Source organism: Streptomyces wedmorensis, from assembly GCF_000716445.1.
Classification (GTDB): Bacteria; Actinomycetota; Actinomycetes; order Streptomycetales; family Streptomycetaceae; genus Streptomyces; species Streptomyces wedmorensis.
Genome location: NZ_JNWK01000090.1, coordinates 1 through 19,940, shown reverse-complemented (window position 1 = coordinate 19,940; position 19,940 = coordinate 1). Strand labels below are relative to the sequence as shown.

General features: G+C 70.9%; 18 protein-coding genes, 1 pseudogene and 1 riboswitch. Of the genes and pseudogenes, 14 read left to right on the top strand and 5 right to left on the bottom strand.

Features of this window, described 5'->3' with window-relative positions; genetic code table 11:
- Positions 1-192: 192 nt before the first annotated feature.
- The 10 genes from clsA to OO54_RS38780 all read left to right on the top strand — a co-directional run bounded on the left by clsA (position 193) and on the right by OO54_RS38780 (position 10,386).
- A complete protein-coding gene (clsA, locus tag OO54_RS38825) occupies positions 193-801 on the top strand; it encodes a cardiolipin synthase ClsA (protein WP_017238426.1) in 609 nt (202 codons plus the stop codon).
- Between the two features lie 117 nt (positions 802-918).
- Entirely contained in the window at positions 919-3,414 is a 2,496-nt protein-coding gene (locus tag OO54_RS38820; protein WP_033211940.1) for a mannose-1-phosphate guanyltransferase, read from the top strand.
- A gap of 100 nt (positions 3,415-3,514) precedes the next feature.
- Positions 3,515-4,444, top strand: coding sequence for a DUF881 domain-containing protein (locus OO54_RS38815; protein ID WP_033211939.1), 930 nt, complete (start codon positions 3,515-3,517; stop codon positions 4,442-4,444).
- Entirely contained in the window at positions 4,441-4,773 is a 333-nt protein-coding gene (locus OO54_RS38810) for a small basic family protein (RefSeq protein ID WP_033211936.1), read from the top strand. Before OO54_RS38815 ends, OO54_RS38810 begins: the two co-directional genes overlap by 4 nt.
- 5 nt (positions 4,774-4,778) lie before the next feature.
- Positions 4,779-5,738 carry a DUF881 domain-containing protein gene (locus OO54_RS38805; RefSeq protein WP_418953245.1) on the top strand — a complete coding sequence of 320 codons (960 nt, stop codon included), beginning with the start codon at positions 4,779-4,781 and terminating at the stop codon, positions 5,736-5,738.
- A gap of 79 nt (positions 5,739-5,817) precedes the next feature.
- Positions 5,818-6,759: an FHA domain-containing protein gene (locus OO54_RS44555; protein ID WP_200146594.1), complete on the top strand. Its 942-nt coding sequence runs from the start codon at positions 5,818-5,820 to the stop codon at positions 6,757-6,759.
- Between the two features lie 29 nt (positions 6,760-6,788).
- On the top strand, positions 6,789-7,532 hold the full coding sequence (gene ftsR / locus OO54_RS38795; RefSeq protein ID WP_017238432.1) for a transcriptional regulator FtsR: 744 nt from the start codon (positions 6,789-6,791) through the stop codon (positions 7,530-7,532).
- A 53-nt stretch (positions 7,533-7,585) separates the two neighbouring features.
- A complete protein-coding gene (locus OO54_RS38790) occupies positions 7,586-8,059 on the top strand; it encodes a bifunctional nuclease family protein (RefSeq protein WP_017238433.1) in 474 nt (157 codons plus the stop codon).
- 189 nt (positions 8,060-8,248) lie between these two features.
- Entirely contained in the window at positions 8,249-8,866 is a 618-nt protein-coding gene (locus tag OO54_RS38785) for a MerR family transcriptional regulator (protein WP_200146593.1), read from the top strand.
- A 152-nt stretch (positions 8,867-9,018) separates the two neighbouring features.
- Positions 9,019-10,386, top strand: coding sequence for a DNA polymerase IV (locus OO54_RS38780; RefSeq protein ID WP_033211931.1), 1,368 nt, complete (start codon positions 9,019-9,021; stop codon positions 10,384-10,386).
- 92 nt (positions 10,387-10,478) lie between these two features.
- Here OO54_RS38780 and OO54_RS38775 read toward each other — a convergent pair whose 3' ends face one another.
- On the bottom strand, positions 10,479-10,853 hold the full coding sequence (locus tag OO54_RS38775; protein WP_033211930.1) for a PRC-barrel domain-containing protein: 375 nt from the start codon (positions 10,851-10,853) through the stop codon (positions 10,479-10,481).
- A gap of 113 nt (positions 10,854-10,966) precedes the next feature.
- Positions 10,967-11,066: riboswitch (glycine riboswitch) on the top strand.
- 180 nt (positions 11,067-11,246) lie between these two features.
- On the opposite strand from OO54_RS38775, the gene gcvP reads away from it, so the two are divergent.
- Positions 11,247-14,132 (top strand): aminomethyl-transferring glycine dehydrogenase, encoded by a 2,886-nt coding sequence (gene gcvP / locus OO54_RS38770; protein WP_033211928.1) that lies wholly within the window; start codon positions 11,247-11,249, stop codon positions 14,130-14,132.
- Between the two features lie 79 nt (positions 14,133-14,211).
- On the opposite strand, the gene OO54_RS38765 is transcribed toward gcvP, so the two are convergent.
- Complete coding sequence (locus OO54_RS38765; RefSeq protein WP_017238438.1) at positions 14,212-14,418, bottom strand: DUF5999 family protein; 207 nt, start codon at positions 14,416-14,418, stop codon at positions 14,212-14,214.
- 332 nt (positions 14,419-14,750) lie between these two features.
- Positions 14,751-15,341, bottom strand: a complete 591-nt coding sequence (locus OO54_RS38760) for a hypothetical protein (protein ID WP_033211927.1) — start codon at positions 15,339-15,341, stop codon at positions 14,751-14,753.
- Positions 15,342-15,822: 481 nt separating this feature from the next.
- On the opposite strand from OO54_RS38760, the gene OO54_RS38755 reads away from it, so the two are divergent.
- Together OO54_RS38755 and OO54_RS38750 are read left to right on the top strand one after the other, a co-directional pair.
- Positions 15,823-17,322 carry a glutamate-cysteine ligase family protein gene (locus OO54_RS38755; RefSeq protein WP_033211926.1) on the top strand — a complete coding sequence of 500 codons (1,500 nt, stop codon included), beginning with the start codon at positions 15,823-15,825 and terminating at the stop codon, positions 17,320-17,322.
- A gap of 216 nt (positions 17,323-17,538) precedes the next feature.
- A complete protein-coding gene (locus OO54_RS38750) occupies positions 17,539-18,321 on the top strand; it encodes a CPBP family intramembrane glutamic endopeptidase (protein ID WP_017238441.1) in 783 nt (260 codons plus the stop codon).
- Between the two features lie 96 nt (positions 18,322-18,417).
- Here the strand turns inward: OO54_RS38750 and OO54_RS38745 are convergent, their stop codons facing one another.
- The gene (locus OO54_RS38745; RefSeq protein WP_033211925.1) at positions 18,418-19,227 is read right to left on the bottom strand and encodes a PhzF family phenazine biosynthesis protein; all 810 of its coding nucleotides are present in this window, start codon (positions 19,225-19,227) and stop codon (positions 18,418-18,420) included.
- 154 nt (positions 19,228-19,381) lie between these two features.
- Here OO54_RS38745 and OO54_RS38740 point away from each other — a divergent pair, with 154 nt between their 5' ends.
- Entirely contained in the window at positions 19,382-19,756 is a 375-nt protein-coding gene (locus tag OO54_RS38740) for a hypothetical protein (protein ID WP_033211924.1), read from the top strand.
- Positions 19,757-19,810: 54 nt separating this feature from the next.
- Here the strand turns inward: OO54_RS38740 and OO54_RS47975 are convergent.
- Positions 19,811-19,940 (bottom strand): annotated as a pseudogene (locus tag OO54_RS47975) (ABC transporter permease); the annotation flags it as partial.

Sequence of the window (19,940 nt, the reverse complement as noted above, 5' to 3'; positions counted from 1 at the left end):
GGTACTGCAGGGGGGACCCTGTGGGAGAGTAGGACGCCGCCGAACAATTTTTAGCCTCAACCCCCGGACATTGTCCGGGGGTTGAGGCATTTTTGCGTTGAGGTGGCGGAGGGGGCCCCGTGCCGGGTGGGGGTGTGGCTGAGGGTAAGGTCGGGGGGCAATGTCGGCACCATCCCAGCAGGAGGCCCCCGGGTGGAGGTCCAGGAGACTCGCGTTCAGACCGACCGGGTCCTCACCATCCCCAACATTCTCAGCATGGCGCGCCTCGCCGGCGTGCCGCTGTTTCTGTGGCTGATTCTCCGTCCGGAGTTCGGCGGGCCCAACAGCGACGGGTGGGCGCTCCTCGTCCTGATGCTGAGCGGTGTCAGCGACTACCTCGACGGCAAGCTCGCCCGGCGCTGGAACCAGATCAGCAACCTCGGCCGGCTGCTCGATCCGGCCGCCGACCGGCTGTACATCCTGTCCACGCTCGTGGGGCTCACCTGGCGCGAGATCCTGCCGCTGTGGCTGACCGCCGCCCTGCTGGCGCGTGAGGCCATGCTGCTCGTGATGGTGGGAATCCTCCGTCGGCACGGCTACCCGCCGCCGCAGGTGAACTTCCTCGGGAAAGCTGCGACTTTCAACTTGATGTACGCGTTCCCGTTGCTGCTCCTCAGTGACGGAACGGGCTGGCTCTCGTCACTCGCTGAAGTTTTCGGGTGGGCCTTCGCCGGATGGGGTACAACTCTGTATTGGTGGGCAGGGATCCTCTACGTGGTCCAGGTCCGTCGACTCGTGAAGGCGGATACCGCGGCCGATTGAGCCCGTCCGTCCTGTGTCGAGCAGCGTCGCCGGCAACAACGAGGACAATCCGAGGGCTACTGAGCGGACAGGTGAAGTCGGCAGGACCGTCGTCTCTTCAAGGAGGACGCTTCCGACATGAAGGCCGTCGTGATGGCCGGTGGCGAGGGAACACGCCTTCGCCCGATGACCTCGAGCATGCCCAAGCCTCTGTTGCCGGTGGTGAACCGGCCGATCATGGAGCACGTCCTACGACTGCTCAAGAGGCACGGTCTCAACGAGACCGTCGTCACCGTGCAGTTTCTCGCCTCTCTCGTCAGGAACTACTTCGGCGACGGCGAGGAACTCGGGATGGAGCTCACGTATGCCAACGAGGAGAAGCCACTCGGTACAGCGGGAAGTGTGAAGAACGCCGAGGAAGCGTTGAAGGACGACGCTTTTCTCGTCATCTCGGGTGACGCGCTCACCGACTTCGACCTGACCGATCTGATCTCCTTCCACAAGGAAAAGGGCGCCCTCGTCACGGTCTGCCTGACCAGGGTGCCGAATCCGCTGGAATTCGGGATCACGATCGTCGACGAAGAGGGAAAGGTCGAGCGGTTCCTGGAGAAGCCCACGTGGGGGCAGGTCTTCTCCGACACCGTGAACACGGGCATCTACGTGATGGAGCCCGAGGTCTTCGACTACGTCGAAGCGGACGTTCCGGTGGACTGGTCGGGAGATGTCTTTCCGCGGCTCATGAAGGACGGCAAGCCGATCTACGGCTATGTCGCCGAGGGCTACTGGGAGGACGTCGGCACCCACGAAAGCTATGTGAAGGCCCAGGCGGACGTCCTGGAGGGCAAGGTCCAGGTCGACATCGACGGCTTCGAGATCTCGCCGGGGGTCTGGGTCGCCGAGGGCGCGGAGGTGCATCCCGACGCGGAGCTTCGCGGGCCGCTGTACATCGGTGACTACGCCAAGGTCGAGGCCGGCGCCGAGATCCGCGAGCACACCGTCATCGGCTCGAACGTCGTCGTGAAGAGCGGGGCGTTCCTGCACAAGGCCGTCGTCCACGACAACGTGTACATCGGCCAGCAGAGCAATCTGCGCGGCTGCGTGATCGGCAAGAACACCGACATCATGCGGGCCGCGCGGATCGAGGACGGGGCCGTCATCGGCGACGAGTGCCTGATCGGTGAGGAATCGATCGTGCAGGGCAACGTGCGGGTGTATCCGTTCAAGACGATCGAGGCCGGCGCCTTCGTCAACACCTCGGTCATCTGGGAGTCCCGCGGGCAGGCCCACCTCTTCGGGGCGCGGGGCGTCTCCGGCATTCTGAACGTGGAGATCACGCCCGAGCTGGCCGTACGGCTGGCGGGGGCGTACGCGACGACCCTGAAGAAGGGGGCGACCGTCACCACGGCGCGTGACCACTCCAGGGGTGCGCGGGCGCTGAAGCGGGCGGTGATCTCGGCGCTGCAGGCCAGCGCCATCGACGTACGGGATCTGGAGAACGTACCGCTGCCGGTGGCGCGGCAGCAGACCGCGCGGGGAAGCGCCGGAGGGATCATGGTGCGGACCTCGCCCGGGGTGCCGGACTCCGTGGACATCATGTTCTTCGACGAACGCGGCGCGGACCTCTCGCAGGGCGGGCAGCGCAAGCTGGATCGGGTGTTCGCGCGGCAGGAGTACCGGCGGGCCTTCCCCGGGGAGATCGGTGACCTCTCCTTCCCGGCGAGCGTCTTCGACTCGTACACCGGCTCGCTGCTGCGGAACGTCGACACGTCCGGGATCGCGGAGGCGGGCCTGAAGGTCGTCGTGGACGCCTCCAACGGCAGTGCCGGGCTGGTGTTGCCCAGCCTGCTCGGGCGGCTCCAGGTCGACTCGCTGACGATCAATCCGGGGCTCGACGAGTCGCGGCCCACCGAGTCGGCCGAGAGCCGGCGGGCCGGGCTCGTGCGGCTCGGGGAGATCGTGGCGTCGGCGCGGGCCGCGTTCGGGGTGCGGTTCGACCCGGTCGGCGAGCGGCTCTCGCTCGTGGACGAGCGGGGGCGGATCATCGAGGACGACCGGGCGCTCCTGGTGATGCTCGACCTGGTGGCGGCCGAGCGGAGATCGGGGCGGGTCGCGCTGCCGGTGACGACCACGCGGATCGCGGAGCAGGTCGCCGCGTACCACGGCACGCAGGTGGAGTGGACGACGACCTCGCCCGACGACCTCACGAGGGTCGGCCGGGAGGAGTCGACGATCTTCGGTGGTGACGGGCGCGGCGGGTTCATCGTGCCCGAGTTCAGCAGTGTCTTCGACGGGGCCGCCGCCTTCGTGCGGCTGATCGGGCTCGTGGCGCGGACACAGCTCACGCTGAGCCAGATCGACGCGCGGATTCCGCGGGCGCACGTCCTCAAGAAGGACATCGCGACCCCGTGGGCCGTGAAGGGGCTCGTGATGCGCAGGGTGGTGGAGGCGGCGGGCAGCCGCTCCGTGGACACCACCGACGGGGTGCGGGTGGTCGAGGCGGACGGTCGCTGGGTGATGGTGCTGCCCGACCCCGCCGAGGCCGTGACGCATCTGTGGGCGGAAGGTCCCGACGACGCCTCCGCGCAGGCACTGCTCGACGAGTGGGCCGCGGTGGTCGACAGCGCAGGTGGCTGACGGATCGGACCGTACGGCCGGGAGGCGCCCGCGGGGTGCCTCCCGGCCTGATGCGGGGGGCATTCGGCGGTAGGCCGTGCGACGTGCGACGATGTGCGGCATGTCGCAGCAGCCCCCCGTTCGGAGCACCGGATCACCGCCGCCGCGCCCGGACGCGTCCATGTCGCTGCTGAACAACGTGATGGACCACGCGCTCGACGACGGCTACGCGGAGGCGACGGCCCGGCGCGCGGCGGAGGGCGGCGGCCTGCCCCGTAGCCTGCGTGCCAAGCTCGGTGTCGCCGCAGGGCTCCTGCTCGCGGCCGCCGTGGTGACCGTCGGCGCCGCCGAGGCGCGGATCTCCGCGCCGGTCGTCGCCAAGGAGCGGCAGGAGCTGATCGACCGGATCGAGGCGGAGACCGCGACCGCGGACCGGCTCGGGGAGGACGTCGAGCGGATCCGGGCCGAGGTCGGGAACCGTCAGCGACAGGCCTTGCAGCAGCAGGACGGTGACCAGGCCGAGCTCGTGGCGCTGCTCTCGGGAGCGACGCCCGTGCACGGGCCCGGGGTGAAGCTCGTGATCGACGACGCCAAGGGGACCGACACCGGTGGGGGCGGACCGAGGGAGAGCACCGGCTTCTCGGACACGGGCCGGGTGCGCGACCGGGACATGCAGCGGGTGATCAACGGGCTGTGGGAGTCGGGTGCCGAGGCCGTCGCGATCAACGGGCAGCGGCTGACGTCACTGTCCGCGATCCGGGCCGCCGGTGACGCCATACTGGTCGACAACAGGCCGCTGGTGCCGCCGTACACCGTCCTCGCGATCGGCGACGGACAGAGGCTGAGCACAGCGTTCCAGGACAGCGCCGACGGGCAGTACCTGCACGCGCTGGTGGAGAACTTCGGGATCAGGAGCAGCATCTCGGCCGAGGGCGATGTGAGCCTGCCGGCCGCGCCGAGCCTGACCGTACGTACCGCAGAGCCGAGGGGGGCCGGGGCGGCGACGCCGTCCGGTCGGGCCACGGCCGACACAGGGAAGGGCACATCGTGATCGCCGTACTGGGCCTGATCGTCGGAGTCGTGGTCGGACTGTTGGTCCGTCCCGAGGTTCCGGCGGTGGTCGAGCCCTATCTTCCGATCGCCGTGGTCGCCGCCCTCGACGCGGTGTTCGGCGGTTTCCGGGCCATGCTCGACGGGATCTTCGTCGACAAGGTCTTCGTGGTCTCGTTCCTCTCCAACGTGGTGGTGGCCGCGCTGATCGTCTTCCTCGGCGACAAGCTGGGCGTGGGCGCGCAGCTGTCGACCGGCGTGGTCGTCGTGCTCGGCATCCGGATCTTCTCCAACGCGGCCGCCATCCGGCGCCACGTCTTCCGGGCGTGACGCCGATGAGCGAGAACCCCCAGAACCACGAGAACCCCGAAGGCGACGAGAACCCCTCGGGGCCCGAAGTCCGGCCGGAGCCGGACGAGCAGCCGAAGCCGGACGAGCAGCCGAAGCTCGAAGGCGCCGGGAAGCCCGAGGCGTCCGCGGTGCCGCCGGCGGACGCGGCCGGCGACGACGCGGCCGGCGAGGACGTTCCGGTGTCCGTGCCGTCGACTCCTGCCGCCGCGGCCCCCGGGGCCGAGGCGAGCGGCCGGCGGAGGCTCGCCTCCGCACTGTGGCCGCCGCGCGTGACGCGGGCCCAACTCATCGTCGCGCTCCTGCTGTTCGTCCTCGGACTCGGCCTGGCGATCCAGGTGTCGTCGACGAGTGAGAACAGCGCGCTGCGCGGGGCACGCCAGGAGGACCTGGTGCGCATCCTCGACGAGCTCGACGACCGCACGCAGCGCCTGGAGGACGAGCGGGCCCGGCTGGAGAAGCAGCGTTCCGAGCTGGAGTCCAGCTCGGACCAGGCCGAGGAGGCCCGCAAGCAGACCCAGGAGAAGGAGCAGCAGCTCGGCATCCTGGCCGGCACGGTCGCCGCCCAGGGGCCCGGCATCACCCTGACCGTCGGCGACCCCGGCGGGGCCGTCGAGTCGGACATGCTGCTCGACGCGATCCAGGAGCTGCGCGCGGCGGGCGCCGAGGCGATCCAGGTCAACGGTGTGCGGGTGGTCGCGGACACCTATTTCACCGGCAGCGGTGAAGACATGCGGATCGATGGAACGAAGGTGGGCGCTCCGTACGTCTTCAAGGTCATCGGCAAGCCGGAGGATCTCGAGCCCGCGCTCAACATTCCCGGCGGTGTCGTGCAGACCCTGGAGAAGGAGCAGGCCACGGCCACGGTGGAGCGGTCGGCGAAGATCGTCGTCGACGCCTTGCGACCCGCGAAGCGGCCTGACTACGCTCAGTCGTCCTCGCAGTGAGAGGGGACGAGGGGGTCCCGCGACAAGGGCATGACGTTGCGGGGGGTCGGCGCACCACAACGGTGGTGCGTGGTGGAAACTGTCCGGAGGATACGGACGTTGTGAAGGTGTCCGGGTCGGCAGGTGTGATGGATCTCGGTTCGTCCTGCCCCACGGGCGGGTCTGTTTCGGTCAAGGGGAATCGCCCGTGAGTTTTTTTGCGAAGTTGTTCGGCAAGAGCGGACGCGAGGACGGCGGTAACGCCAAGCACCGCGCGTCGCGCCACGCCCAGAGCGAGGAGCAGGGCGGCGAGCGCCCGCTCTTCCGCGATGAGGTCGGCGGCCAGGGCGGTGACATTCCGGGCACTCAGGGCGCGTCGTCTGTTGACCCCGCCGGTGCCGCCCGCATAGGTTTCGGAGAACCATCAACCTCAGGTACGGGTGGAGGGTTTACCCCCGATCCGTACGCGACACAGACCTCCGCGGGGATGCCGCGGCAGGAGGACGCGTCCATGCCGGTGTGTACGAGGTGCGGTCACCGCAACACGGCCGACAGCCGCTTCTGCTCCCACTGCGGTACGCCGCTGCGGGGCGGGGTCGCCGCCGAGCGCGCGTCGGAGACGACGTCGACGATCTCCATCTCGGGCCTTGAGGCGTACGACGCCGAGGTCACCGGTCAGACGCAGCTGCCCTCGCTCTCTCCGGAGGCGCTGGCGGCCGTGGAGGCGCTGCCGTCGGGTTCCGCGCTCCTCGTGGTGCGCCGGGGGCCGAACTCCGGCAGCCGGTTCCTGCTCGACGGCGAGCTGACCACGGCCGGCCGTCACCCGCAGAGCGACATCTTCCTGGACGACTTCACCGTCTCCAGGCGCCACGTCGAGTTCCGGCGGGCGCAGGACGGCAGCTTCACCGTCGCCGATGTCGGCAGCCTCAACGGCACGTACGTCAACCGTGAGCCGATCGACTCGGTCGTTCTGTCCAACGGCGACGAGGTGCAGATCGGCAAGTACCGGCTGGTCTTCTACTCGAGCCAGCGGGGCGTGTGACGCCTCGGAGAAGCCTTCAGGGAAGGTCCATGCTGCGAACACCGACGGGCGGTGCCGGATCCGGCACCGCCACCGCGGGCGACCGGCTGGTGAGCATCGGGACGGTGCTGAACCAGCTGCGCGACGAATTTCCCGAAGTGACGATCTCCAAGATCCGGTTCCTGGAGGCCGAGGGGCTGGTCGAGCCCCGGCGGACGGCCTCCGGGTACCGGAAGTTCAGCCCGCAGGACGTGGAGCGGCTCGCTCAGATCCTGCGGATGCAGCGGGACCACTACCTCCCGCTGAAGGTCATCCGCGAGCACCTCGACGCCCTCGCCCGGGGGGAGCAGATCAAGCTCCCGGCGCCCGGGCGCCGACGGGATCTGCTGGAGGGCGCCTGGGAACAGGACGCGGAGCCGCCGACCGCCGCGCGGATCGGGCGGGCCGAGCTGATCGCGGCGGCCGAGGTGACCGAGACCGAGCTCGCCGAGTGGGAGTCGTACGGTCTGATCGCCGAGACGGAGGGCGGAGGCTACGACGCCGAGAGCGTGACGGTGGCCAGGCTCGTAGCGGATCTGGGGAGATTCGGTCTGGAACCCCGGCACCTGCGGGCCGTGAAGGCCGCAGCGGACCGCGAGGCCGGTCTGATCGAGCAGGTGGTCGCGCCGCTGCGCCGGCACCGGAATCCGCAGACCAGGGCCCATGCGGAGGCCACCGCGCAGGAGCTCGCGGCGCAGTCGGTGCGGCTGCACGCGGCGCTGGTCCAGACGGCTCTGGGCGTCCGTCTGCAGTGAGCCGGGGAGGGCCCGACTATCCAAACCGGTCGGGCACGTCCTAGGGTTGCTGTGTGAACGAGCTCGACGTTGTGGGTGTCCGGGTGGAAATGCCCTCCAACCAGCCGATCGTGCTCCTGCGTGAAGTGGGAGGCGATCGGTACCTCCCCATCTGGATCGGACCGGGGGAGGCGACCGCGATCGCCTTCGCCCAGCAGGGGATGGCACCGCCGCGGCCGCTGACGCACGACCTGTTCAAGGACGTGCTGGAGGCCGTGGGACAGGAGCTCACCGAAGTCCGCATCACGGATCTGCGTGACGGGGTCTTCTACGCCGAACTGGTCTTCGCCAGCGGCGTCGAGGTGAGCGCGCGGCCGTCCGACGCGATAGCACTGGCCCTGCGGACCGGAACGCCGATCTTCGGCAGCGACGGTGTGCTGGACGACGCGGGCATCGCGATTCCGGATGAGCAGGAGGACGAGGTGGAGAAGTTCCGCGAGTTCCTCGACCAGATCTCTCCGGAGGACTTCGGGACCAACAGCCAGTGAGGCGCGCCGCGGCCGGAGGCCGTTCGAGGGGTGCCGTCAGCGCATTCGAGTAGCCTTTCCCCGGGGAGAGACACGGGAAACCACTCTCAGGGTGATTATCACTCGGCGTGCCGAGTGTGGCGATCGTTGACGCACCCCGGGTGACTGCCTACCTTCGTGTGGGCAGGTCAAGGACGGAGGGTCGGCGTGATGAGCAGCGCGGACGGTACGGCAGGGAGCTCACTCGGACGCGTGTCCGGGGAGAGCGGGCCGTATCCGCTTCACGGCAGTGTGGGCGACTTCGGGACGGACGCGAGTGCCGGCGCGGCGGACGAGGCGGTCGGCTACCGCGGACCGACGGCCTGCGCGGCCGCCGGCATCACCTATCGCCAGCTGGACTACTGGGCGCGCACCGGGCTCGTGGAGCCGAGTGTGCGGCCCGCGTACGGGTCGGGGACCCAGCGGCTGTACAGCTTCCGCGACGTCGTCGTGCTGAAGATCGTCAAGCGTTTCCTCGACACCGGGGTCGCCCTGCAGAACATCCGGGCCGCGGTGCAGCACCTGCGGGCCAGGGGATTCCGTGATCTGGAGCGGATGACGCTCATGAGCGACGGGGCCACGGTCTACGAGTGCTCGTCGCCCGACGAGGTCGTCGACCTGCTCCAGGGCGGTCAGGGTGTCTTCGGGATCGCCGTCGGGGTCGTGTGGCGGGACGTGGAAGCGGCGCTGTCGCAGCTGCACGGGGAACGGGTCGACACGGGCGAGACGCTCGTCGGGCACAACCCGGGCGACGAGCTGGCGAGGCGGCGGCGGGACAAGGCCGTCTGAGCGGAGGCGGGCTCCCGTTCGTCCCCGTGGGGCCGGCGAGGAGCCCCGCCGATGCGGTGCGGGGCGCGTCCAGGGTTTCCGACCGTGAGCCTTCGTGGCCCCGCGGCCTTCGCTCGGGGCCGTTGTCAGTGGCGTGAGGCAGCATCGGAACCGTGAGAGCAGCGCCGACGATCCTGCATCTCGACATGGATGCGTTCTTCGCCGCCGCCGAGCAGGCGGCGAAACCCAGCCTGCGCGGAAAGCCCGTCGTGGTCGGCGGGCTCGGGCCGCGGGGTGTGGTCGCGACCGCGTCCTACGAGGCGCGGCGGTTCGGCGTGCACTCGGCGATGCCCATGGGGCAGGCGCGGCGGCTGGCGCCGAACGCCGCCTACCTCGTGCCGCGCTTCGCCTTCTACCGGTCGATCAGCGAGCAGGTGATGGAGCTGCTCGGGCGGCTCTCGCCGCTCGTGGAGCCGCTCAGCCTGGACGAGGCGTTCGTCGACCTCGAGGCCGGGGACGTCGCCCACGACAGCGCGAGCGCGCGGGCCGCGGGGGAGCGGTTGCGGGTCGACATCCTGGCGACGACCGGGCTGACGGGGTCGGTGGGGCTCGCGGGGTCGAAGATGATCGCGAAGATCGCCTCCGAGGAGGCCAAGCCGAACGGGCTGGTCCTGATCGAGCCCGGCACCGAGCGGGAGCTGCTGGGGCCGAGGTCGGTGCGGATCCTGCCCGGGGTGGGGCCCGCGACGGGGGAGCACCTGAGGCGGGCCGGCATGACCACCGTGTCCGACCTCGCGGAGGCGGGCGAGGACGAGCTCGTACGGCTGCTGGGGCGGGCGCACGGGGCCTCGCTGTACCGGATGGCCCAGGGGTACGACGACCGGCCGGTGGTGGCCGAGCGGGACGCCAAGTCGGTCTCGGTCGAGGACACGTTCGACGTGGACCTGCACGACCGGGTGCGGATCAGGGTCGAGGTGGAGCGGCTCGCCGACCGGTGCGTGGGGCGGTTGCGGGCCTCGGGGCACTCGGGGCGGACCATCGTCCTGAAGGTGCGGCGGTACGACTTCTCGACCCTGACCCGGTCCGAGACGCTGCGGGGACCGACGGACGACCCCGGCGTCGTGCGGGAGGCCGTCGGGCGGCTCCTGGAGGCGGTGGACACCACCGGGGGCGTACGGCTCCTCGGGGTGGGGGTGAGCGGGCTCGCGGACTACACGCAGGAGGACCTGTTCGCTCAGGCGGGTGCGGAGGAGAGCGCCACGGCCGCCTCTCCGGCCCCGGAGGCCCCGGTGGCGGCCTCCGGGGACGCGGAGGGCACGGATGGTCGGGAAGAGCCGTCCGGGCCCGTGGAGCGGCACTGGGCGCCCGGGCGGGACGTTCGGCACGCGGTGTACGGGGCGGGGTGGGTGCAGGGGAGCGGGGTGGGGCGGGTCACCGTGCGGTTCGAGGAGCCGGGGTCCGCGGTGCCGGGGAGGGTCCGGACGTTCGCCGTGGACGACCCGGAGCTGGTGGAGGGGGAGCCGTTGCCGCTCGTGGGGTGAGGGGTGAACGCGGGCAGGGCCCGCGCGGACGCGGGCCCTGATCGGCAGGACGGCCCCGGGGGCCGGTGGATCGGCAGGACGCCCTCGGGGGGTCAGGTGCCGTCCTGGCCGGCGAGCCGGCCGAAGTCGGTGTCGGGGTAGTCGGAGGGCGGCGGGGGCAGGGTGAGGCTGTAGTGGCGGTAGAGCTGGAGTTCCTGCTCCGGGGAGAGGTGTCGGCCGACCCCGAAGTCGGGGGCGTCCTTGATGAGGGCCCGCTCGTAGGGGATGTGGAGGCCGTCGGCGAGGAGATCGCTCGGTTCCAGGGGGACGAAGGCGTCCCTGCTGAACAGGCCGGTGCGGACGGCGGCCCATTCCGGGATGCCGGTCGCGTCGTCGAGGTACACCTCGTCCACGGTGCCGATCTTGTGGCCGCTCCGGTCGAACGCCTTGCGGCCGATCAGGCTGCGCGGATCGATGTCGGTCTGCACGGTCCCTCCAACTGGTCGCAACTGCTCTACACCCCTACGAAAGTGCACAACTGGGATGTCGGCCACTTGAGCGAAGGGAGCGACAACCGCGCTGGTAGGCTGGTTGTGGCTGTCGACCCTGTGCGGGAGAGTCCCCCGGAGAAACCTTCCGGTGGGCGCCGAAGGAGCAAATCCTCCCCGGAATCTCTCAGGCCCCTGTACCGCGCGGACGAGGTCACTCTGGAAAGCAGAGCGGTGTCGGGTGACGGCACGCGCTCTCACCGACGGTGAAAGCCGGCCTGCCGCGAGGCGTGCCGGTGAAACTCTCAGGTTGAGATGACAGAGGGGGAGGCCGTCCGGGTACCCGCGCCGTGGTGCCCCTCGCAGGTCGTGACGACCAGGAGGCCTCCGTACATGACCGCCAACCGCACTCCGCTCTCCGAGCTCGAACAGGGCATCCCGTTCGAGCAGCGGCACATCGGACCCGACGCCGAGGCGCGGGCCAAGATGCTCGCCCAGGTCGGTTACGGCTCGCTCGACGAACTCACCGCCGCCGCGGTGCCGGACGTGATCAAGAACGCCGAGGCGCTGGGCCTGCCCGCCGCGCGCACGGAGGCCGAGGTCCTCGCCGAGCTGCGCACGCTCGCCGACCGCAACCAGGTCCTGGCGCCGATGATCGGCCTCGGCTACTACGGCACCTTCACCCCGCCGGTCATCCTGCGGAACGTGATGGAGAACCCGGCCTGGTACACGGCGTACACGCCGTACCAGCCGGAGATCTCCCAGGGTCGCCTGGAGGCCCTGCTGAACTTCCAGACGATGGTCGCCGACCTGACCGGTCTGCCCACCTCCGGCGCCTCCCTCCTCGACGAGGGCACCGCCGCCGCCGAGGCCATGGCGCTGTCCCGCCGGGTCGGCAAGGTCAAGAACGGCGTCTTCCTCATCGACGCCGACGCCCTGCCGCAGACGATCGCCGTCATCGAGACCCGCGCCGAGCCGACCGGTGTCGAGGTCGTCGTCGCCGACCTGAGCGAGGGGATCCCCGCCGAGATCGCCGAGCGCGGTGTCTTCGGCGTGCTCCTGCAGTACCCGGGCGCCTCCGGTGCGGTCCGCGACATCAAGCCGCTGATCGACGCCGCCCACGAGCTCGGCGCCGTCGTCACCGTCGCCGCCGACCTGCTCGCCCTCACCCTGCTCACCTCGCCCGGCGAGCTGGGCGCGGACATCGCCGTCGGAACGACGCAGCGCTTCGGTGTGCCGATGGGCTTCGGCGGTCCGCACGCCGGCTACATGGCGGTCCAGGACAAGCACGCCCGCTCCCTGCCCGGCCGCCTCGTGGGCGTGTCCGTCGACGCCGACGGCAACCGCGCCTACCGCCTGGCCCTGCAGACCCGCGAGCAGCACATCCGCCGCGAGAAGGCCACCAGCAACATCTGTACCGCTCAGGTGCTGCTCGCCGTCATGGCCGGCATGTACGCCGTCTACCATGGCCCGGACGGCCTGAAGCAGATCGCGCAGCGCACCCACCGTTACGCCGCCATCCTGGCCGCCGGCCTGACCGCCGGTGGCGTGGAGCTCACCCAGGGCGCCTTCTTCGACACCGTCACCGCCCGTGTCCCGGGCAAGGCCGACGAGGTCGTGGCCGCCGCCCGCGAGGCCGGCGTGAACCTCTACCGCGTCGACGCCGACCTCGTGTCGATCTCGTGCGACGAGACCACCGGGCGCGAGCAGCTCGCCGCCGTGTGGGGCGCCTTCGGCGTCAGCGCCGACATCGAGGCCCTGGACGCCGTCACCGACGACACGCTGCCCGCCGGGCTGCTGCGCTCCGACGCGTACCTGACCCACCCGGTCTTCCACGCGCACCGCTCCGAGACCTCGATGCTGCGCTACCTGCGCAAGCTCGCGGACCGCGACTACGCGCTGGACCGCGGCATGATCCCGCTCGGCTCCTGCACGATGAAGCTGAACGCGACCACCGAGATGGAGCCGGTGACCTGGCCCGAGTTCGGCCAGATCCACCCCTTCGCCCCGGTCGAGCAGGCGCAGGGCTACCTCACGCTCATCACCGAGCTCGAGGAGCGCCTCGCCGAGGTCACCGGCTACGACAAGGTGTCGATCCAGCCCAACGCCGGTTCGCAGGGCGAGCTGGCGGGTCTGCTCGCCGTCCGCGCCTACCACCGCGCCAACGGCGACCTCCAGCGCACGGTCTGCCTCATCCCGTCCTCCGCGCACGGCACCAACGCCGCCTCCGCGGTGATGGCCGGCATGAAGGTCGTCGTCGTCAAGACCGCCGACGACGGCGAGGTCGACGTCGAGGACCTGCGCGCCAAGATCGCGCAGTACCGCGACGAGTTGTCCGTGCTGATGATCACCTACCCGTCCACGCACGGCGTGTTCGAGGAGCACGTCGCCGACATCTGCGCCGAGGTCCACGAGGCCGGCGGTCAGGTGTACGTCGACGGCGCCAACCTCAACGCGCTCGTCGGTCTGGCCAAGCCGGGCAAGTTCGGCGGCGACGTCTCGCACCTGAACCTGCACAAGACCTTCTGCATCCCGCACGGCGGCGGCGGCCCCGGCGTCGGCCCGGTCGGCGTCCGCGCCCACCTCGCCCCGTACCTGCCGAACCACCCGCTCCAGCCCACCGCGGGCCCGGAGACCGGCGTCGGCCCGATCTCGGCCGCCCCGTGGGGCTCCGCCGGCATCCTGCCGATCTCGTGGTCGTACGTCCGCCTGATGGGCGGCGAGGGCCTCAAGCGCGCCACCCAGGTCGCCGTTCTCGCGGCGAACTACATCGCCAAGCGCCTGGAGCCGCACTTCCCGGTGCTGTACACCGGTCCGAACGGGCTGGTCGCGCACGAGTGCATCGTGGACATCCGTCCGCTGGCCAAGGCCACCGGCGTCAGCGTCGACGACATCGCGAAGCGCCTCATCGACTACGGCTTCCACGCCCCGACAATGTCCTTCCCGGTGGCCGGCACGCTGATGATCGAGCCGACCGAGTCGGAGGACCTCACCGAGCTCGACCGCTTCTGCGACACGATGATCGCGATCCGCGCCGAGATCGAGAAGGTCGCCTCGGGCCAGTGGCCCGCCGACGACAACCCGCTGCACAACGCCCCGCACACCGCGGCCGCGCTGGGCGGCGAGTGGAACCACCCGTACACCCGTGACGAGGCGGTCTTCCCGGCCGGCGTCTCGGCCGCCGACAAGTACTGGCCGCCGGTGCGCCGCATCGACGGCGCCTTCGGTGACCGGAACCTGGTCTGCTCCTGCCCGCCGATGAACGACTACGACAACTGAGCATGAGCCGAGGGCCGGTTCGGAGGATCTCCTCCGGGCCGGCCCTCGGCGTTCTCCCTCGAACGGTGCCGACGCCCCTTCAGGCGGCGGTCGTCACCTGGCCCGCGGTCAGCGGCCGGTGCGGGGCGATGATCTGCCCGTCCGGCAGCAGTTCACCGGTGTCCTCGAAGAGCAGGACGCCGTTGCACAGCAGGCTCCAGCCCTGTTCCGGGTGGTGCGCCATCAGTCGGGCCGCCTCCCGGTCGGCGGAGTCGGCGGTCGGACAGGCAGGCTGGTGCTGGCACATGGGTGGGTTCTTTCGCTGCGTCGTGGTGGATGTCCTGCGGCTCTTCGCGCTCATCGCCGCCCCCGTCGGTCGGTTCGGTTCCGGTCCCAGTCTTGCCCTACGGAAGGTCATCCGCAGGTATTTCGCATCAGCTCGTCCTCTCCGGGGAAGACGCATCACCCGCAGGGGCGGTTCAGGTCAACTGCACGGTCTCTTCGGGTGGTTCGGGGTGGTCCGAGCGGGCTAGTCCGTACGGGAGGGTTGTTCGGTGGCGCCGTTCGGGCGCACGGCTCGGACAGCAGTGCGCCCCGTGACCCGGCCGGGTCACGGGGCGGGGCCGCGCGGGCGCCGGATCAGGCGGGCGCCGCAGAGCCCAGGAGGGGCGGCGGCGCGAGACGCGTACTGAGGACGGGCAGGAGGTCGGCGGCCTGGTACGGCCGGTGGGCCGCGATCCCCGGCGGCGCGGGGGCGAGCGGCACCATCAGATCGGCGGCCGCAGGGGCGACGGCGGCGCCGCCGGGCTCCGGACCGGCGTGCAGCCAGAGGGTCAGCATGTAGAGCTCCGGTACGGAGAGCAGCCGGGGCTCGTACGCGACGGGCAGCGCCTCGGCCTGGAGCAGGGCCCGTTCCGTGGCGGTGACGTAGGGGCCCTCGAAGAAGTGCGAGAAGGTCCAGCCGTCCGGGGTGAGCATGGTGTCCGCGGCGGCGATCGCCCGGTCCCCGTGCCGGATCAGGAAGCGCCAGCCGGCGAGCCGGGTGCGCGGCACGGTCCCCGGTGCTCCGGCGACGTCGAGGACGTGCACGGGAAGCGGGTGTTCGGGGCTCAATGGTCCCTGCGCGGCCCGCAGGGCGGGCGTTCGCGCCTCGCGGACGGCTGTCGGCGAGCCGAGGGCCGCGAGGACACTGCGGAGGGCCGGCGCAGGGGCCGGGGCGGGTCGGAGCATGATGGGTCGCCTCTCACTCAGGAGACACGGTGATGCGTGGGCAGGTACGACGGCGCTGTCGGCGGCGGGGCCAGAGAGGGGCCATGGGGCCATGGCCGGGCGCCAACACTCTGCCTCGTCCGCGGAGTTTATACGACACGTGTTCACACAGTGTTTCCGCTAGACGTCGCCGATATTCCTGGCAAGGCGTCATCAGGCCTTAATCGTAAGGATTCGAAGCGGAATCGTGACCGTGGCGACGCTCCCACCTGCGTCAATCCCACGATGCCGGACGGCTGAATTGTGACCCCGGGTTCCGGGACAATAGGACATTGGTATATGTCGATTGTTCCATGCCTACGGGATGTGACGGGGGAGCTCTCCGTCCAGCCTATCGTCCGACGGCTCGATTCCGCAGGCGTTGTCGATCAACCGTGTGGGCATCATCGTCCGTGACACGCGGCCGTGGTGGGCGGCTGCCCGCTCGCGGAGGGACGCGACGATGGGGGAGAAGGTCGTGGCCGACGGGTTCGGCCCGTCCGACCGGCAGCACTACCGGAGAAAGCTCCAGCAGTGTCTCGCGGGGCTCGCGAGACTCCTGGCGGAGAAGAGGTTCGACCGGCCGCGCAATCTCATGGGCGTGGAGATCGAACTCAATCTCGCCGGGGCCGACGGACTGCCCCGCATGCTGAACGGACCCGTTCTCGAAAAGATCGCGAGTGCCGATTTCCAGACGGAACTCGGAATGTTCAACCTCGAAGTGAACATCGCCCCCCACCAGCTGGGCGGCCGCGTATTCGACCGGCTCGCGGAAGAGATCGGCACCGGCCTCGGATATGCCGACCGCAAGGCCGCCGAACTCGACGCGGGCGTCGTCATGATCGGCATACTGCCCACGCTCGCGCAGAGCGACCTCGTCTTCGAGAACCTGTCGGCCGCCGACCGCTACACGCTCCTCAACGACCAGATCCTCGCCGCCAGGGGCGAGGACTTCACGCTCGACATCCACGGCGTCGAACGGCTCCTCTGCACCTCGGAGTCGATCGTGCCCGAAGCGGCCTGCACCTCGGTCCAGCTCCACCTCCAGGTGACGCCCGCCCGGTTCGCCGCCGTGTGGAACGCGGCACAGGCGGTGTCGGGCGTCCAGATAGCGCTCGGCGCCAACGCGCCCTTCGTCTTCGGCCGCGAACTGTGGCGCGAGTCCAGGCCGCCGCTGTTCCTCCAGGCCACCGACACCCGCCCGCCCGAACTGCAGTCCCAGGGCGTACGGCCGCGCACCTGGTTCGGGGAGCGGTGGGTGGACTCCGTGTACGACCTCTTCGAGGAGAACCTCCGCTACTTCCCCGCGCTGCTGCCCATCTGCGACGAGGAGGACCCGCTGCTCGTCCTCGACGGGGGCGGGGTGCCGCGTCTCCAGGAACTCGTCCTGCACAACGGCACGATCTACCGCTGGAACCGGCCGGTGTACGGCTGGGTCGACGGGGTCCCGCACCTGCGCGTCGAGAACCGCGTCCTGCCGGCGGGCCCGACCGTCGCCGACGTCATCGCCAACGCGGCCTTCTACTACGGCCTCGTCCGCTCCCTCGCCGACGACCCCCGGCCGGTGTGGAAGCGGATGACCTTCGAGGACGCCGAGGCGAACTTCGACGCGGCCTGCCGCCACGGCATCGAAGCGGAGCTCCGCTGGCCCCGCTCCGGCCGCGCGGGCGGCGTGGCGACCCTGCCCGCGGTCCGGCTCGTCCTCGACGAACTGCTGCCGCTGGCCGCCGCGGGGCTCGACGCCTGGCACATCGAACCGGCGGACCGCGACCACTACCTCGGCATCATCGAACAGCGCTGTCTGCGGCGGGTGAACGGCGCCTCGTGGCAGGCCGACACCTTCCACCGGGCCCTCGAATCGGGCCTCGACCGGGAGGCGGCGCTCGCGGCGACCACCCGGCGCTACCGGACGCTCATGCACGAGGGCGAGCCCGTGCACACGTGGCCGGTGGGGATCGACTGAGACGCGGACGCCCTCCCCGTACAACCGGCGCGCAGGTCCTCACCCGTGCGGGCCCCGGCGGGGCACGGGCGCTGCCCCGGTGGTCTCCGGCGGGTCATGGGTGATCATGTCAAGGTGGTCGAGTCCGGACGGGAACGCGCCGGCCCGGGCGAGACCGCCGGATCGGCGTGCGCCCGCGATGGGGAAGTGGAGACAGGTGTGGTGTCGGAGCAATACATGAGGGACGCTTCCCTGCCCCCGGACGGTCTGCCGCGCAGGGTGCTGCGCTCCGAGACCCTGATCGTGCTGGCGCTGTCGCTCGGGGCGAGCGCGGTGTCGTCGCTCATCAGCTTCATCGGTTCCCTGACCAAGCCGGGCGCGCTGAAGGAGCAGGCGGCGACGCTCAACGGCTCGTACGCCCCGGGGCGGCCGTGGCTCGACCTGTCCTGGCAGCTCTTCGGCATCGCGTCGGCCCTCGTGCCGGTCGTGCTGGTGGCCCACCTGCTGATGCGCGAGGGCGCCGGACTGCGGGCGATCGGCTTCGACCGGTCCGATCCGGGGCGGGACTTCGGGCGCGGGGCGATGGTCGCCGCGGGGATCGGCAGCGCGGGCCTCGCCTTCTACCTGGCCGCGCGGGCGTCCGGGTTCAACCTGACGGTGGTGCCGGAGTCGCTGCCCGACGTGTGGTGGAAGTACCCGGTGCTGATCCTCTCGGCGGTGCAGAACTCCGTCCTGGAGGAGGTCATCGTCGTCGGGTACCTGCTGCGCCGGCTCGGGCAGTTGGGATGGACCCCGATGGCCGCGCTTGTGGCGAGTTCGGTGCTGCGCGGCTCCTACCACCTGTACCAGGGGATCGGCGGCTTCGTCGGCAACGTGGTGATGGGCGTGGTCTTCGTCCTGCTGTACCGCCGCTGGGGCCGGGTCGGACCCCTGGTCGTGGCACACGCGCTGCTCGACATCGTGGCCTTCGTCGGATACGGGCTGCTGGCGGGCAAGGTGGGGTGGCTGCCCACCGGCTGACCCGGGCACCCGGGGGGAAGCGACGCGCAGCAGACGACGGGCGGGAGAGGGGCGTACGGCCGGTGGAGCCGTACGCCCCTCGGGCGTCTCCGGACGTCAGGCGTGCAGGTCGCCGTCGATGACCGTCACGGCCTTGCCGGTCAGCAGGGTGCGGTCGCCGCGCAGCCGGGTGCGGACGAGGCCGGTGCGGGCGCCGCCCTGGAAGCCGGTGAGGTCCTCGCGGCCGAAGCGGGCGGACCAGTAGGGGGCGAGCGCGGTGTGGGCGCTGCCCGTCACCGGGTCCTCGTCGATGCCGACGGCCGGGAAGAAGCCGCGGGAGACGAAGTCGTACCCGCAGTCGGGGCGTTCGGCGGCGGCGGTGGCGATGACGCCCCGAGAGGAGAGCGCCTTCAGGGCGACGAAGTCCGGGGCCAGGGAGCGGACGGTGGCCTCGTCGCGCAGCTCGACGACCAGGTCGCCGATGTGGGCGGCCGTGTCGTGGACGGCGACGACCTCGGCGCCGAGCGCCTTCGCCAGGCCGTCGGGCAGGGGCAGGGGGGTGAGGGAGGAGGTCGGGAAGTCCATCGTGATCGTGCCGTCCGCCTCGGCGGTGGCGGCGAGGACACCGGAGCGGGTGGCGAAGCGGACCGTGCCGTCCGCCGTCCCCGTGGAGTGCAGGACGTGTGCCGTGGCCAGCGTGGCATGGCCGCACATGTCGACCTCGGTGGTGGGGGTGAACCAGCGCAGGGCCCAGTCCGCGTCGCCGCCGGCGGGCAGCGGGTGGGCGAAGGCCGTCTCGGAGAGGTTGACCTCCGCGGCGACCTGCCGCAGCCAGGCGTCGTCCGGGAACGAGTCCAGGAGCAGGACCCCGGCGGGGTTGCCGGAGAAGGGACGGTCGGTGAAGGCGTCGACGATTCGGATCCGCATGCCCCCGACCGTACAAGGGCCGGAAATCGCCGGGCCAAGGCCAATCGCCGAGAACTGGACCGCCCGCGCCCGGCGTCCTGGGAGGGAAGGAGCGTGTGCCCACGCTCACGGTCCTGCGCCGGAGGGGACGGCGCACGGTCACACGGGGGCTTCGATGATGTTCGGGTACTCGGACGAGTGGTGGGTGGTGTTCTTCGCCCCGATGATCCTCTGGATTCCCTTCGGGCCGTTCGTCATGTGCGGCATGGGGGTGTGCTGCGCCCTTCGGCCCGGTTGGCGGGCGCGGCTGTGGTCCGTACTGGTGCCCCTGCTGCCCACGGGGGTCGGCCTCGTGATCATGCTGATGCCCTGGAGCGAGCCGACCCGGACCGACGACCTCATCGGCTTCCTCGGGGGGTACGTCCTGGGCATCACCGTGACGCCCTGGGTGCTGGGGTACGGGACGACCCGGGCCGTACGGGCGGTGCGGAGCGCTCGTGCCCGCCGGAAGGGGAGCGACGGCGGGGCCGACGCGGGCGGGGCGGCGTAGGCCGACGGGGTGTCGGTCTGCGCCGCCCCGGGGTGGGACGGGTGTTCCGCGGGTCTACCTGGGGTCGCGGTCGAAGACCGACTTGGACCAGAAGTAGCCGAGGGCGGTGAGGCCGAGGCACCAGGCGACGGCGAGCCAGCCGTTGTGGCCGATCTCGGTGCCGAGGAGGAGGCCGCGGAGGGTC